13 protein-coding genes and 1 tRNA gene are annotated in these 14,632 nt (G+C 58.9%); 13 read left to right on the top strand and 1 reads right to left on the bottom strand.

Annotated features, from left to right (window positions below):
• Window positions 1-250 precede the first annotated feature (250 nt).
• The 6 genes from dnaJ (at window position 251) to AC07N4_RS10910 (ending at window position 7,845) form a co-directional block, all read left to right on the top strand.
• Window positions 251-1,375, top strand: coding sequence for a molecular chaperone DnaJ (gene dnaJ, locus AC07N4_RS10935; RefSeq protein ID WP_085711856.1), 1,125 nt, complete (start codon window positions 251-253; stop codon window positions 1,373-1,375).
• 9 nt (window positions 1,376-1,384) lie between these two features.
• Window positions 1,385-2,191, top strand: coding sequence for a 4-hydroxy-tetrahydrodipicolinate reductase (gene dapB, locus AC07N4_RS10930; protein WP_493065252.1), 807 nt, complete (start codon window positions 1,385-1,387; stop codon window positions 2,189-2,191).
• 257 nt (window positions 2,192-2,448) lie between these two features.
• A complete protein-coding gene (carA, locus tag AC07N4_RS10925) occupies window positions 2,449-3,585 on the top strand; it encodes a glutamine-hydrolyzing carbamoyl-phosphate synthase small subunit (RefSeq protein ID WP_096818820.1) in 1,137 nt (378 codons plus the stop codon).
• A gap of 126 nt (window positions 3,586-3,711) precedes the next feature.
• Window positions 3,712-6,933 (top strand): carbamoyl-phosphate synthase large subunit, encoded by a 3,222-nt coding sequence (carB, locus tag AC07N4_RS10920; protein WP_096818824.1) that lies wholly within the window; start codon window positions 3,712-3,714, stop codon window positions 6,931-6,933.
• Window positions 6,934-6,935: 2 nt separating this feature from the next.
• Window positions 6,936-7,412, top strand: coding sequence for a transcription elongation factor GreA (gene greA / locus AC07N4_RS10915; protein ID WP_096819323.1), 477 nt, complete (start codon window positions 6,936-6,938; stop codon window positions 7,410-7,412).
• Window positions 7,413-7,440: 28 nt separating this feature from the next.
• Window positions 7,441-7,845, top strand: a complete 405-nt coding sequence (locus AC07N4_RS10910; RefSeq protein ID WP_192559750.1) for an MFS transporter — start codon at window positions 7,441-7,443, stop codon at window positions 7,843-7,845.
• Between the two features lie 9 nt (window positions 7,846-7,854).
• On the opposite strand, the gene AC07N4_RS10905 is transcribed toward AC07N4_RS10910, so the two are convergent.
• A complete protein-coding gene (locus tag AC07N4_RS10905; RefSeq protein ID WP_011332401.1) occupies window positions 7,855-8,163 on the bottom strand; it encodes a YhbY family RNA-binding protein in 309 nt (102 codons plus the stop codon).
• A 101-nt stretch (window positions 8,164-8,264) separates the two neighbouring features.
• Between AC07N4_RS10905 and rlmE the strand changes: the two genes are divergently transcribed.
• The 7 genes from rlmE (at window position 8,265) to AC07N4_RS10870 (ending at window position 14,538) form a co-directional block, all read left to right on the top strand.
• Complete coding sequence (rlmE, locus tag AC07N4_RS10900; protein ID WP_102619397.1) at window positions 8,265-8,894, top strand: 23S rRNA (uridine(2552)-2'-O)-methyltransferase RlmE; 630 nt, start codon at window positions 8,265-8,267, stop codon at window positions 8,892-8,894.
• 202 nt (window positions 8,895-9,096) lie between these two features.
• Entirely contained in the window at window positions 9,097-11,007 is a 1,911-nt protein-coding gene (ftsH, locus tag AC07N4_RS10895) for an ATP-dependent zinc metalloprotease FtsH (protein ID WP_085711849.1), read from the top strand.
• A gap of 8 nt (window positions 11,008-11,015) precedes the next feature.
• The gene (gene folP / locus AC07N4_RS10890; protein ID WP_192559751.1) at window positions 11,016-11,867 is read left to right on the top strand and encodes a dihydropteroate synthase; all 852 of its coding nucleotides are present in this window, start codon (window positions 11,016-11,018) and stop codon (window positions 11,865-11,867) included.
• 16 nt (window positions 11,868-11,883) lie between these two features.
• Complete coding sequence (gene glmM, locus AC07N4_RS10885) at window positions 11,884-13,221, top strand: phosphoglucosamine mutase (protein ID WP_493065253.1); 1,338 nt, start codon at window positions 11,884-11,886, stop codon at window positions 13,219-13,221.
• A 65-nt stretch (window positions 13,222-13,286) separates the two neighbouring features.
• Complete coding sequence (gene tpiA / locus AC07N4_RS10880; RefSeq protein ID WP_096818836.1) at window positions 13,287-14,042, top strand: triose-phosphate isomerase; 756 nt, start codon at window positions 13,287-13,289, stop codon at window positions 14,040-14,042.
• Between the two features lie 4 nt (window positions 14,043-14,046).
• Window positions 14,047-14,430: a preprotein translocase subunit SecG gene (gene secG / locus AC07N4_RS10875; RefSeq protein WP_011332406.1), complete on the top strand. Its 384-nt coding sequence runs from the start codon at window positions 14,047-14,049 to the stop codon at window positions 14,428-14,430.
• A gap of 22 nt (window positions 14,431-14,452) precedes the next feature.
• A tRNA-Leu gene (locus tag AC07N4_RS10870) sits at window positions 14,453-14,538 on the top strand.
• The last annotated feature ends 94 nt before the right edge of the window (window positions 14,539-14,632 follow it).

The raw sequence follows: 14,632 nt of genomic DNA, 5'->3' as shown, positions 1-14,632 counted from the left end.
TGTCGCCGCGCGGGAGCTTGCTCCCGCGTTGGCGTATCTGGAATACGCGAATTTTTACAGCATGCGACAAGCTTCGTGTGTTGGTGGCATGGCCGGAAATGCTCCTGCTTTTCGAGCTGAAAGTGCCGCATGAATCAAAGACCAGGATCGTTGAATTGACGTGAGTTGGGTCCGGGCCTGTATTGGGGCTCAACGAGTTTGGCGAAGCTCAGGAGGGGTTTGCCGAACGTCCTTAAGAGTGCAAAGACTTATGGCAAAGCGTGACTATTACGAAGTGTTGGGTGTTGAGCGCGGCTCAAGCGAAGCAGACCTGAAAAAGGCCTATCGCCGTCTGGCGATGAAGCATCACCCGGACCGTAATCCCGATGACAAAGCGTCGGAAGAACTGTTCAAAGAGGCCAACGAGGCCTACGAGGTATTGTCCGATTCCAGCAAGCGTGCGGCGTACGATCAGTACGGCCATGCCGGCGTCGACCCGAGCATGGGCGGCGGCGGTGCAGGCTTTGGCGGTCAGAACTTCTCTGACATCTTCGGCGATGTCTTCAGTGACTTCTTCGGTGGCGGTCGCGGCGGCTCCCGTGGCGGCGCCCAGCGCGGTAGCGATTTGCGCTACACCCTGGAGCTGAACCTGGAAGAAGCGGTGCGCGGTACAACCGTGAATATCCGCGTTCCGACACTGGTCAACTGCAAGCCGTGCGATGGTTCGGGCGCCAAGAAGGGTTCGTCGCCATCGACGTGCCCGACTTGCGGCGGCATCGGCCAGGTGCGCATGCAGCAGGGTTTCTTCTCCGTACAGCAGACCTGCCCGCGCTGCCATGGCCAGGGCAAGATCATTTCCGACCCGTGCGACTCCTGCCACGGTGACGGTCGCGTCGAAGAGTACAAAACCCTCTCTGTCAAAGTGCCAGCCGGTGTTGATACCGGTGATCGCATTCGCCTGTCCGGCGAAGGCGAGGCGGGCACCCAGGGTGGCCCGACCGGCGACCTGTACGTGGTGATCAACGTGCGCGAGCACGCGATCTTCCAGCGTGACGGCAAGCACCTGTTCTGCGAAGTGCCGATCAGCTTTGTCGATGCGGCGCTGGGTGGCGAGCTGGAAATCCCGACCCTCGACGGTCGCGTCAAACTGAAGATCCCTGAGGGGACTCAGACCGGCAAGCAATTCCGCGTGCGTGGCAAAGGTGTGGCGCCGGTGCGTGGTGGCGGTGCAGGTGATCTGATGTGCCGTGTGGCGGTCGAGACCCCGGTCAACCTGAATCGTCGTCAGCGTGAGTTGCTCGAAGAATTCCGCAGCTCCCTGGCGGACGACAACAGCCACTCGCCGAAAACCACCGGTTGGTTCGATGGCGTGAAGCGCTTCTTCGGCGATCTGTAAGGAGTCGGCATGCGACGTATAGCTGTGATGGGCGCTGCTGGGCGCATGGGCAAGATTCTGGTCGAGGCCGTGCAGCAGCGCGCGCCGCTGACCGGTTTGACGGCCGCCATTGTTCGCCCGGGCAGTACGCTGATCGGGGTGGATGCCGGTGAGCTGGCTTCGCTTGGGCGAATCGGCGTACCGCTGTCCGGGAATCTGGAGTCGGTCGCGGAAGAGTTCGACGTGTTGATCGACTTCACCCTGCCGGAAGTCATGCTGAAAAACCTGGCGTTCTGCCGCAAGGCCGGTAAAGCCATGGTGATCGGCACCACCGGTCTGGATGCTGCCCAGAAGCAGCTGCTGGCCGAAGCGGGCAAGGATGTTCCGATCGTGTTCGCCGCCAACTTCAGCGTTGGCGTCAACCTGTCGCTGAAATTGCTCGACATGGCGGCTCGCGTGCTGGGTGATGACGCGGACATCGAAATCATCGAGGCTCATCACCGTCACAAGATCGATGCGCCATCGGGCACCGCCCTGCGCATGGGCGAGGTGATCGCCAATGCGCTGGATCGTGATCTGCAGAAGGTTGCGGTCTATGGTCGTGAAGGTCATACCGGTGTGCGTGAGCGTGAAACCATCGGTTTCGCCACCGTGCGCGGCGGTGATGTCGTGGGCGATCACACGGTGCTGTTCGCCTGTGAAGGCGAGCGTCTGGAGATCACCCACAAGGCTTCGAGCCGCATGACGTTCGCCAAGGGTGCCGTGCGTGCGGCGCTGTGGCTGGATGCTCGCGAGCCCGGTCTTTATGATATGCAGGACGTGCTCGACTTGCGTTGAGCCTTGCTTGAACCCGGCGCAAACGCCCTGTTTGTGCCGGTTTTACTCCGCCCGGCGACGCCCTGTCGCATTCTCCGGCCTTTTAGGCTCATTGGCGGTAGACCAAAAATCCCTTTTTCTGTAAGCTACAGCTTTAGTGTGTCCACTAAAAGCGCGCAGAATAATTCAGTGAAGAAGCGGGGTGACGTGTCCATACGTCACTCCGCTTTTTTACAACCTGCGATTGCCCTTTCATGCGTTATTTACGGGAGGTCTTCTTGACTAAGCCAGCCATACTCGCCCTTGCTGATGGCAGCATTTTTCGCGGCGAAGCCATTGGAGCCGACGGTCAGACCGTTGGTGAGGTGGTGTTCAACACCGCAATGACCGGCTATCAGGAAATCCTTACCGATCCTTCCTACGCCCAACAGATCGTTACCCTGACTTACCCGCACATCGGCAACACCGGCACCACGCCGGAAGACGCCGAGTCCGACCGCGTCTGGTCCGCTGGCCTGGTCATCCGTGACCTGCCGCTGGTAGCGAGCAACTGGCGTAACACGATGTCCCTGTCCGACTACCTGAAAGCCAACAATGTTGTGGCGATCGCTGGTATCGACACCCGTCGCCTGACTCGCATCCTGCGTGAAAAAGGCGCACAGAACGGCTGCATCATGGCCGGCGACAACATCTCCGAAGCCGCTGCCATTGCCGCCGCGCAAGGCTTCCCGGGCCTGAAGGGCATGGACCTGGCGAAAGTCGTCAGCACCAAGACCCAATACGAATGGCGCTCCACTGTCTGGGATCTGAAAACCGACAGTCACGCGACCATCGAAGCCTCCGAGTTGCCTTACCACGTGGTTGCCTACGACTACGGCGTCAAGGTCAACATCCTGCGCATGCTGGTCGAGCGCGGCTGCCGCGTCACCGTGGTGCCGGCGCAAACCCCGGCTGCCGACGTACTGGCCCTGAAGCCGGACGGCGTGTTCCTGTCCAACGGCCCTGGTGACCCGGAGCCTTGCGACTACGCGATCAAGGCAATCAAGGAAGTGCTGGAAACCGAAATTCCGGTCTTCGGCATCTGCCTCGGCCACCAGCTGCTGGCTCTGGCCTCCGGCGCCAAGACCCTGAAAATGGGCCACGGCCACCACGGTGCCAACCACCCGGTACAGGATCTGGACACTGGCGTCGTGATGATCACCAGCCAGAACCACGGTTTTGCGGTTGACGAAGCGACCCTGCCAGCCAACGTTCGCGCGATCCACAAATCGCTGTTCGACGGCACCCTGCAAGGCATCGAGCGCACCGACAAGAGCGCGTTCAGCTTCCAGGGTCACCCTGAAGCGAGCCCGGGCCCGAACGATGTGGCGCCACTGTTTGACCGCTTCATCAACGAGATGGCCAAGCGACGCTAAGCGTTCGCCTTGAGACTGTAGCGAGAAGCCCCTCGAGGGCGGCCCCGAAACCGGCGGCCCCCTCGGGACTTCAGAAATCGATCAAGACGGCTTGCCGACTGACCTGCGGATTTGAGTGACAAACCCATGCCAAAACGTACAGACATTAAAAGCATCCTGATTCTCGGCGCTGGCCCGATCGTTATCGGCCAGGCCTGCGAATTCGACTACTCCGGCGCCCAGGCTTGCAAAGCCCTGCGCGAAGAGGGTTACCGCGTCATCCTGGTGAACTCCAACCCGGCCACCATCATGACCGACCCGGACATGGCCGACGCCACCTACATCGAGCCGATCAAGTGGCAGACTGTTGCCAAGATCATCGAAAAAGAGCGTCCGGATGCGGTGCTGCCAACCATGGGCGGCCAGACCGCTCTGAACTGCGCCCTGGACCTGGAGCGCGAAGGCGTTCTGGAGAAGTTCGGCGTAGAGATGATCGGCGCCAACGCCGACACCATCGACAAGGCTGAAGACCGTTCGCGTTTCGACAAGGCGATGAAGTCCATCGGCCTGGAATGCCCGCGTTCCGGTATCGCCCACAGCATGGAAGAAGCCAACGCGGTGCTCGAGCGCCTGGGCTTCCCGTGCATCATCCGTCCGTCCTTCACCATGGGCGGCACCGGTGGCGGTATCGCTTACAACCGTGAAGAGTTCGAAGAAATCTGCGCCCGTGGTCTGGACTTGTCGCCGACCAAGGAACTGCTGATCGACGAATCGCTGATCGGCTGGAAAGAATATGAAATGGAAGTTGTCCGCGACAAAAAGGACAACTGCATCATCGTCTGCTCGATCGAAAACTTCGACCCGATGGGCGTGCACACCGGTGACTCGATCACCGTGGCTCCAGCTCAGACTCTGACCGACAAGGAATATCAGATCCTGCGTAACGCCTCGTTGGCGGTACTGCGCGAGATCGGCGTCGAAACCGGCGGTTCCAACGTTCAGTTCGGTATCTGCCCGGACACCGGCCGCATGGTCGTGATCGAAATGAACCCGCGTGTATCGCGTTCGTCGGCTCTGGCTTCGAAAGCCACCGGTTTCCCGATCGCCAAGGTCGCGGCCAAACTGGCAGTCGGCTACACCCTCGACGAGCTGTCGAACGACATCACCGGCGGCAAGACCCCGGCGTCCTTCGAGCCGTCCATTGACTACGTCGTGACCAAGCTGCCGCGCTTCGCTTTCGAGAAGTTCGCCAACGCTGACGCTCGCCTGACCACTCAAATGAAGTCGGTAGGCGAAGTCATGGCCATCGGCCGTACCTTCCAGGAATCCCTGCAGAAAGCCCTGCGCGGTCTGGAAGTGGGCGTTTGCGGTCTGGACGAGAAAGTCGACCTGAGCAATCCGGAAAGCATGAGCGTGCTCAAGCGCGAGCTGACCGTGCCGGGCGCCGAGCGTATCTGGTACGTGGCGGACGCTTTCCGCGCCGGCATGACCGTCGAAGAAATCTTCGGCATGAACATGATCGACCCGTGGTTCCTGGTGCAGATCGAGGATCTGATCAAGGACGAAGAGAAGGTCAAGACCCTCGGTCTGTCCGCTATCGACCGCGACCTGATGTTCAAGCTCAAGCGCAAAGGCTTCTCCGACCAACGTCTGGCCAAACTGCTGGGCGTCACCGAGAAAAACCTGCGCACTCACCGTCAAAAACTGGAAGTGTTCCCGGTCTACAAGCGCGTCGACACCTGCGCCGCCGAGTTCGCCACCGACACCGCTTACCTGTACTCGACTTACGAGGAAGAGTGCGAAGCAGCGCCGTCCGGCCGCGACAAGATCATGATTCTGGGTGGCGGTCCGAACCGTATCGGCCAAGGCATCGAGTTCGACTACTGCTGCGTACACGCCGCTCTCGCCCTGCGCGAAGACGGCTACGAAACCATCATGGTCAACTGCAACCCGGAAACCGTGTCCACTGACTACGACACTTCCGACCGTCTGTACTTCGAACCGGTGACCCTGGAAGACGTGCTGGAAATCTGCCGCGTCGAGAAGCCGAAAGGCGTGATCGTCCAGTACGGCGGCCAGACCCCTCTGAAACTGGCTCGCGCACTTGAAGCGGCCGGCGTGCCGATCATCGGCACCAGCCCTGACGCCATCGACCGTGCCGAAGACCGTGAGCGCTTCCAGCAGATGGTTGAGCGCCTGAACCTGCGTCAGCCGCCAAACGCTACCGTGCGCAGCGAAGACGAAGCTGTTCGCGCTGCCGCGAAGATCGGTTACCCGCTGGTGGTGCGCCCGTCCTACGTACTGGGCGGCCGGGCGATGGAAATCGTCTACAAGGAAGAAGAACTCAAGCGTTACCTGCGTGACGCGGTGCAAGTGTCGAACGACAGCCCTGTGCTGCTCGACCACTTCCTCAACTGCGCCATCGAGATGGACGTGGATGCGGTCTGCGACGGCAAGGATGTAGTGATCGGCGCGATCATGCAGCACATCGAACAGGCGGGCGTTCACTCCGGTGACTCCGCGTGCTCGCTGCCGCCGTACTCGCTGCCGGCGCACATCCAGGATGAGATGCGCGAACAGGTCAAGAAAATGGCCCTGGAACTGGGCGTGGTCGGCCTGATGAACGTTCAGTTGGCGCTGCAAGGCGAAGACATCTACGTCATCGAAGTCAACCCGCGTGCTTCCCGTACCGTGCCGTTCGTGTCGAAGTGCATCGGTGTTTCCCTGGCGATGATTGCTGCCCGTGTAATGGCCGGCAAGACCCTGAAGGAAATCGGCTTCACCAAGGAAATCATCCCGAACTTCTACAGCGTGAAAGAGGCGGTGTTCCCGTTCGCCAAATTCCCTGGCGTGGACCCGATCCTCGGCCCAGAGATGAAGTCCACCGGTGAAGTGATGGGCGTCGGCGACACCTTCGGCGAAGCCTTTGCCAAAGCCCAGATGGGCGCGAGCGAAGTGCTGCCGACCGGCGGTACCGCATTCATCAGCGTACGTGATGACGACAAGCCGCTGGTTGCGGGCGTGGCCCGTGATCTGATCAACTTGGGCTTCGAAGTGGTCGCCACTGCCGGCACTGCCAAGCTGATCGAAGCCGCAGGTCTGAAAGTGCGTCGCGTGAACAAGGTGACCGAGGGTCGTCCGCACGTGGTCGACATGATCAAGAATGACGAAGTCACCCTGATCATCAACACCACCGAAGGTCGTCAGTCGATCGCCGACTCTTATTCCATTCGCCGCAACGCCCTGCAGCACAAGATTTACTGCACCACCACCATTGCTGCTGGCGAAGCTATCTGCGAAGCGCTGAAGTTCGGTCCCGAGAAGACCGTACGCCGCTTGCAGGATCTACACGCAGGATTGAAGGCATGAGCATAACCAAGTACCCGATGACTGTTCAGGGCGCTCGCGCCCTGGAAGAAGAACATACTCACCTGACCAAGGTCGTTCGTCCGAAGCTCAGCCAGGACATCGGTACGGCCCGCGAGTTGGGTGACTTGAAGGAAAACGCTGAATACCATGCTGCCCGCGAACAGCAGGGCATGGTCGAGGCGCGCATCCGTGACATCGAAGGCCGGATCCAGAATCAGGTCGTCATTGATGTCACGACCATTCCTCACACGGGCAAAGTGATTTTCGGCACCACCGTTGAAATCGCCAACGTCGAGACTGATGAAAGCGTCACTTACCACATCGTTGGTGAGGATGAAGCAGACTTCAAACTCGGCAAGATTTCGGTCGGTTCGCCTCTGGCCCGTGCCCTGATCGGCAAGGAAGAGGGCGACGTCGTTGCCGTGAAAACGCCTGGTGGCGTTATCGAGTACGAGATTGTCGAAGTCCGTCACATCTGAAACAGGGCGCCCGCTGCATGCGGGCGCCATGCTCTGGCAGCTGACCCAGATGTTGTGGGTCGGCGGTTTATGGCTGGTGCACCTTGGTCTGCGGCCGGTGCTGGGCAAGATTGGCCTGGCGCCGCTGCTGATCGACGAAGTCGCCAGTGCGTTTGAAGTGCCGGTGGTGGGTTTCGCTGCCGCGTGCGTGATTTTTCAGGCTTTGGTGCTGGTACAGGCCGAAGGCCTTGCTAGTCTATGGCGGGATTTTCGCGGGCAAGTGCTGCTGATGGCGTTGTATGCGAGTGCGATGTATATCGCAGTGCGTGTCGGCTGGCCGGATGCGCAGCGCTGGCAGGTGTTCAGCTATCTTGTTCTGGGTTTTTCCGGGCTGGTGCTGGTGTTGCAGCCGGTGCCGGGATGGAGTGGCAGGGTGCGCGAAGCACACCCTTGACCCTTGCCATCACTTGAAGCGATGGACGTTCGACAGCTGCTTGTTGACGCTGAAGTTCTTGCGGTAAATCAGTGCCATCTTGCCGATGACTTGAACCAGATCGGCCTTGCCGACCTTGCACAGCTCTGCAACGGACGCCAGGCGTGCTTCGCGATCGAGGATGTTGAGCTTGATCTTGATCAGCTCGTGATCCGCCAATGCGCGTTCGAGTTCGGCTAAAACACCCTCAGTCAAACCGTTGTCAGCCACCGTCAAAACTGGTTTCAGGTGGTGACCGATGGATTTGTACTGTTTCTTCTGCTCTGGAGTGAGCGGCATAATCTGACCCTTTCGTCTGGATTCTGTAAAATGGCGGCCATTTTACCCGAGGGCTCGTGGATCCGCCCAATTAATCACGACCCTAATCAACGAGGTGCCCAATGGCGCGTTCCAAGACAAGCCTTGGTTGGCTGAAACGACATGTCAACGATCCCTATGTGAAGCAAGCGCAGAAGGATGGCTACCGCTCGCGTGCGAGTTACAAACTTCTGGAGATCCAGGAGAAATACAAGCTGATCCGTCCGGGCATGAGCGTCGTCGACCTCGGCGCGGCGCCTGGTGGCTGGTCGCAGGTCACCAGTCGGCTGATCGGTGGTCAGGGGCGACTGATCGCCTCGGACATCCTGGAAATGGACAGCATTCCGGACGTGACTTTCATCCAGGGTGACTTCACCGAGGACGCAGTGCTCGCTCAGATCCTTGAGGCCGTGGGTAATTCGCAGGTGGACCTTGTGATTTCCGATATGGCCCCCAATATGAGTGGTACGCCTGAAGTGGATATGCCAAAAGCCATGTTTCTTTGCGAACTGGCGCTTGATCTGGCGGAGCGGATACTCAAGCCGGGTGGCAATTTCGTGATCAAGATTTTTCAGGGCGAAGGGTTTGATGTTTACCTGAAGGATGCTCGTCGGAAATTCGACAAGATCCAGATGATCAAGCCGGACTCTTCCCGTGGCAGCTCCCGAGAGCAATATATGCTTGCTTGGGGTTATCGCGGTCGTAGCGAGTAAAACGAGGTTTTTTGGCGGGGTGATAGGTTTTTCGTATTTCGCCCCGCGCGCATAAGCGAATATTGTGTAGAAAGTGTTTCACAAAGGGTTACAGACGGCGCCTGCCAGAGCTGTAGGTAATGTAGTAAGTTAGGCCGGTGAATATCATGCGAAGCGCGCGCCAGTAGCGGAGCTTGCTTCAGAGGGTAGTTAATTGAACGATATGGCAAAGAATCTGATCCTGTGGTTGATCATCGCGGCTGTCCTGGTGACGGTGATGAACAACTTCTCCAGCCCTAACGAGCCGCAGACCCTCAACTATTCCGACTTCATCCAGCAGGTCAAGGATGGCAAGGTCGAGCGCGTGGCCGTCGACGGCTACGTGATTACCGGCAAGCGCAACGATGGCGACAGCTTCAAGACCATTCGTCCGGCAATTCAGGACAATGGCCTGATCGGCGATCTGGTCGACAACCACGTCGTGGTCGAAGGCAAGCAGCCTGAGCAGCAAAGCATCTGGACCCAGCTTCTGGTGGCCAGTTTCCCGATCCTGGTGATCATCGCGGTGTTCATGTTCTTCATGCGCCAGATGCAGGGCGGTGCCGGTGGCAAGGGCGGGCCGATGAGCTTTGGCAAAAGCAAGGCGCGCCTGCTGTCCGAAGACCAGGTGAAAACCACCCTGGCTGACGTTGCCGGTTGCGACGAAGCCAAGGAAGAGGTCGGCGAGCTCGTCGAGTTCCTGCGTGATCCGGGCAAGTTCCAGCGTCTGGGGGGCCGTATTCCTCGCGGTGTACTGATGGTCGGTCCTCCGGGTACCGGTAAAACCTTGCTGGCCAAGGCGATTGCCGGCGAAGCCAAAGTGCCGTTCTTCACCATTTCCGGTTCCGACTTCGTCGAAATGTTCGTCGGTGTCGGTGCCAGCCGCGTTCGCGATATGTTCGAACAGGCCAAGAAACACGCACCTTGCATTATCTTCATCGACGAGATCGACGCCGTTGGTCGCCATCGTGGCGCTGGCATGGGCGGCGGTCACGACGAGCGTGAGCAGACTCTCAACCAGTTGCTGGTCGAGATGGACGGCTTCGAAATGAATGACGGCATCATCGTCATCGCGGCAACCAACCGTCCTGACGTACTGGACCCTGCTTTGCTGCGTCCGGGTCGTTTCGACCGTCAGGTGGTGGTCGGTCTGCCGGATATCCGTGGTCGCGAACAGATCCTCAAAGTGCACATGCGTAAAGTGCCAATGGGTGACGACGTTGCTCCAGCTGTTATCGCTCGTGGTACTCCGGGCTTCTCCGGTGCCGACCTTGCGAACCTGGTCAACGAGGCTTCGCTGTTCGCTGCCCGTGCTGGCAAGCGCATTGTCGAGATGAAGGAATTCGAACTGGCCAAAGACAAGATCATGATGGGTGCCGAGCGCAAATCCATGGTCATGTCCGAGAAAGAGAAGCAGAACACGGCTTATCACGAAGCTGGCCACGCCATTGTCGGTCGCGTCGTGCCTGAGCATGATCCGGTCTACAAGGTGTCGATCATCCCGCGCGGTCGTGCGCTGGGTGTGACCATGTTCCTGCCGGAAGAAGATCGCTACAGCCTGTCCAAGCGTGCGTTGATCAGTCAGATCTGCTCGCTGTACGGCGGTCGTATCGCTGAAGAAATGACCTTGGGCTTCGACGGTGTGACTACCGGCGCCTCCAACGACATCATGCGTGCCAGTCAGATTGCGCGGAACATGGTGACCAAGTGGGGTCTGTCTGAAAAACTCGGTCCGTTGATGTATGCGGAAGAAGAGGGCGAGGTGTTCCTGGGTCGTGGCGGCGGTGGTCAGAACGCCAGCTTCTCGGGTGAAACCGCGAAGTTGATCGATTCGGAAGTGCGCAGCATCATCGATCAGTGCTACGGCACCGCCAAGCAGATCCTTACGGACAACCGCGACAAGCTCGATGCCATGGCCGATGCCCTGATGAAGTACGAGACGATCGACGCCGAACAGATCGACGACATCATGGCGGGTCGCACGCCACGCGAACCTCGCGACTGGTCGGGTGGCACCGGCACTGGCACGCCTCCTCCGGTGGTTCAGGATGAGCGTCCGGAAACACCGATTGGCGGTCCGGCTGCTGACGTTTAAGGTTTGAAATGACTTCTGTACAGTCCCTGACCCGGTTGCCTTGCGGCAACCGGGTTCTTGATTTGGCCCGGACGCATGTCATGGGCATTCTCAATGTCACTCCCGATTCCTTCTCCGATGGCGGCCGATACAGCCAGCTTGATGCTGCCTTGCGTCATGCCGAGGCGATGGTGTTGGCCGGTGCGACGCTGATTGATGTCGGCGGAGAGTCAACGCGGCCTGGTGCGCGAGCGGTTTCACCGCTTGAGGAACTGGAGCGTGTGGCGCCAATCGTGGAGCTGATCAATCGCGAGCTGGATGTGATCATCTCTGTCGATACATCGACTCCAGCCGTCATGCGGGAAACTGCACGCCTGGGCGCCGGGTTGATCAACGACGTGCGATCACTGCGGCGTGACGGTGCGCTGGATGCCGCTGCGGCCACGGGGTTGCCGGTCTGTCTGATGCATATGCTGGGTGAGCCCGGTGACATGCAGGACAACCCGCAATATCAGGATGTCACTCGGGAAGTGGGTGAGTTTCTCGCCGAGCGTATGGAGCGATGCGCGTCGGCTGGCATACCTGCGGAGCGGATCATTCTCGATCCTGGCTTCGGTTTCGCCAAAACCCTGCAGCACAATCTAAGCTTGTTCAGGCATATGGATGCCCTTCATGCATTGGGGCGACCTCTGTTGGTCGGCGTCTCGCGTAAAAGCATGATCGGGCAGGCACTGAATCGCCCTGTGGGCGAGCGCCTGTACGGTGGTTTGGCCCTGGCTGCACTGGCGTCCGTCAAGGGCGCGCGTATATTACGCGTCCATGATGTGGCAGAGACGGTGGATGTCGTGCGGATGATCGCGGCCGTGGAATCAGCCGAATAAGAATGATGGAGCACTTATGAGCAAGAAATACTTTGGTACCGACGGTATTCGTGGTCGCGTCGGTGAGTACCCGATTACTCCGGATTTCATGCTCAAGCTTGGCTGGGCAGCAGGGATGGCATTCCGAAAAATGGGCGCCTGCAAGGTACTCGTTGGCAAGGACACACGAATTTCCGGTTATATGTTCGAGTCGGCTCTGGAAGCCGGCCTCACATCGGCAGGTGCCGACGTGATGCTGCTCGGGCCGATGCCGACGCCTGCTATCGCTTATCTGTCGCGCACATTCCAGGCTGAGGCCGGTATCGTGATCAGTGCTTCGCACAATCCTCACGACGATAACGGCATCAAGTTTTTCTCCGGTCGCGGCACCAAGTTGCCGGATGAGCTGGAGCTGATGATCGAAGAGCTGCTCGATACTCCAATGACAGTCGTCGAGTCGAGCAAGATCGGCAAGGTCTCGCGAATCAACGATGCATCCGGTCGATACATCGAGTTCTGCAAGAGCAGCGTGCCGACCAACACCAGTTTTGCCGGTCTCAAGATCGTGATCGACTGCGCGCACGGAGCAACCTACAAGGTCGCGCCGAGCGTCTTCCGTGAGTTGGGCGCCGAGGTTGTGGTGTTGTCCGCCCAGCCCAACGGCTTGAACATCAACGACAACTGTGGCTCGACGCACATGGGGCCGTTGCAGGCGGCGGTGCTTTCCGAGCACGCCGACCTGGGTATTGCTTTCGATGGCGATGGTGACCGGGTCTTGATGGTTGATCACACCGGTGCGGTTGTTGATGGCGATGAGCTGATTTTCATCATCGCGCGCGATCTGCATGAGCGCGGCAAGTTGCAGGGCGGCGTGGTCGGTACGCTGATGAGCAACCTGGGTCTGGAGTTGGCCCTGGCGGATCTGGGTATTCCTTTTGTGCGCGCAAATGTCGGCGACCGTTATGTGATTGCCGAGTTGCTGGAACGCGATTGGCTGGTCGGTGGTGAGAACTCCGGGCATGTCGTCTGCTTCAATCACACCACAACGGGTGATGCGATCATCGCGGCGTTGCAGGTGTTGATGGCGCTGAAAACCCGCAACGAAGGTCTGGCGCAAACCCGCCAGGCGCTGCGCAAGTGTCCTCAGGTGTTGATCAATGTGCGTTTTGGCGGCGGCGAAAGTCCGCTCGACCACCCGGCTGTCAAGGAGGCCAGCAAGCGTGTAACCGAGGCGATGGCGGGTCGTGGTCGTGTGCTTCTGCGCAAGTCCGGGACAGAGCCTCTGGTGCGTGTCATGGTCGAAGGCGAGGATGAAGCACAGGTTCGCAGCTATGCCGAAGAACTGGCAAAACTGGTAACTGAAGTTTCTGCCTGATACGGCTTGCCAGCCATGATTGTGTTGGGTAACATCTGCGCCCACTTTGACCGACGAGGTACAGCATGCGTCGCCCTATGGTAGCTGGTAACTGGAAGATGCACGGTACCCGCGCCAGCGTCGCTGAGCTGATCAACGGCCTTCGTCATCTGGCCTTGCCAAGCGGTGTTGATGTCGCGGTATTCCCACCTTGTCTGCATATCAATCAAGTGATTGATGGCTTGAAAGGAAAGTCGATTTCGGTCGGCGCGCAGAACTCTGCGGTGGAATCGATGCAAGGTGCATTGACCGGTGAGGTTGCACCGAGTCAGTTGGTGGATGCAGGTTGTTCCCTGGTGCTTGTCGGGCACTCCGAACGCCGCCAGATCATGGGCGAGCGAGACGGGATGCTGAATCGCAAGTTCGCAGCGGCACAGGCATGTGGCTTGATTCCGGTGTTGTGTGTAGGGGAGACCCTGGAGCAACGCGAAGCTGGAAAAACTCTTGAGGTTGTCGGGCGTCAGCTGGGCAGTATCATAGAGGAGCTGGGTGTCGGTGCTTTTGCCAATGCAGTGATCGCTTACGAGCCGGTCTGGGCCATTGGTACCGGGCTGACTGCAACGCCGCAACAGGCTCAGGATGTGCATAAAGCCATTCGCGAGCAGTTGGCGGCAGAGAATTCTGAAGTCGCACGAGGTGTGCGGCTTCTATACGGCGGCAGCGTGAAGGCGGCCAATGCGGTCGAACTGTTCGGCATGCCGGATATCGATGGGGGGCTCATTGGTGGAGCTTCCCTGAATGCAGATGAGTTCGGTGCGATCTGTCGCGCCGCGGGAAACTGAAAAAATGCTGGAAACAGTCGTAGTCGTTTTTCATCTGCTGGGTGCATTGGGCGTAGTAGCTCTGGTTTTGCTGCAGCAGGGTAAGGGTGCGGACGCTGGCGCGTCTTTCGGAGCAGGTGCTTCAAATACTGTGTTCGGAAGCCAAGGTTCCTCTACCTTTCTTAGTAAGTTTACTGCTATACTTGCCGCCGGTTTCTTCATAACCAGCTTGGGGTTAGGATACTTTGCTAAAGAGAAGGCTCATCAGCTGACTCAGGCAGGTTTGCCAAACCCGGCAGTGTTGGAAGTTCCAAAGCAACAACCGGCTTCTGATGATGTCCCGGTGCTTCAAGAGCAAAAGTCGGCTACTCCAGCGACTGACGTACCTCCAGCTCAAGAGCAGAAGTAAGAAGGGTTTCAAACGTAGTATTGCCGAGGTGGTGGAATTGGTAGACACGCAACCTTGAGGTGGTTGTGCCCATAGGGTGTAGGGGTTCGAGTCCCCTTCTCGGTACCAATTAGTCAGGAGAGCCCGCTGTTGCGGGCTTTCTTGCAGGTGGAAGGTTACATTGACCCTATTGGGGATCGGTCGTATACTTCCGCCCCAGCTT

Source organism: Pseudomonas sp. GW821-FHT09E04 (genome assembly GCF_059416185.1).
The sequence above is the reverse complement of the archived record's forward strand: the minus strand, read 5'-3'. Positions and strand labels throughout refer to the sequence as shown.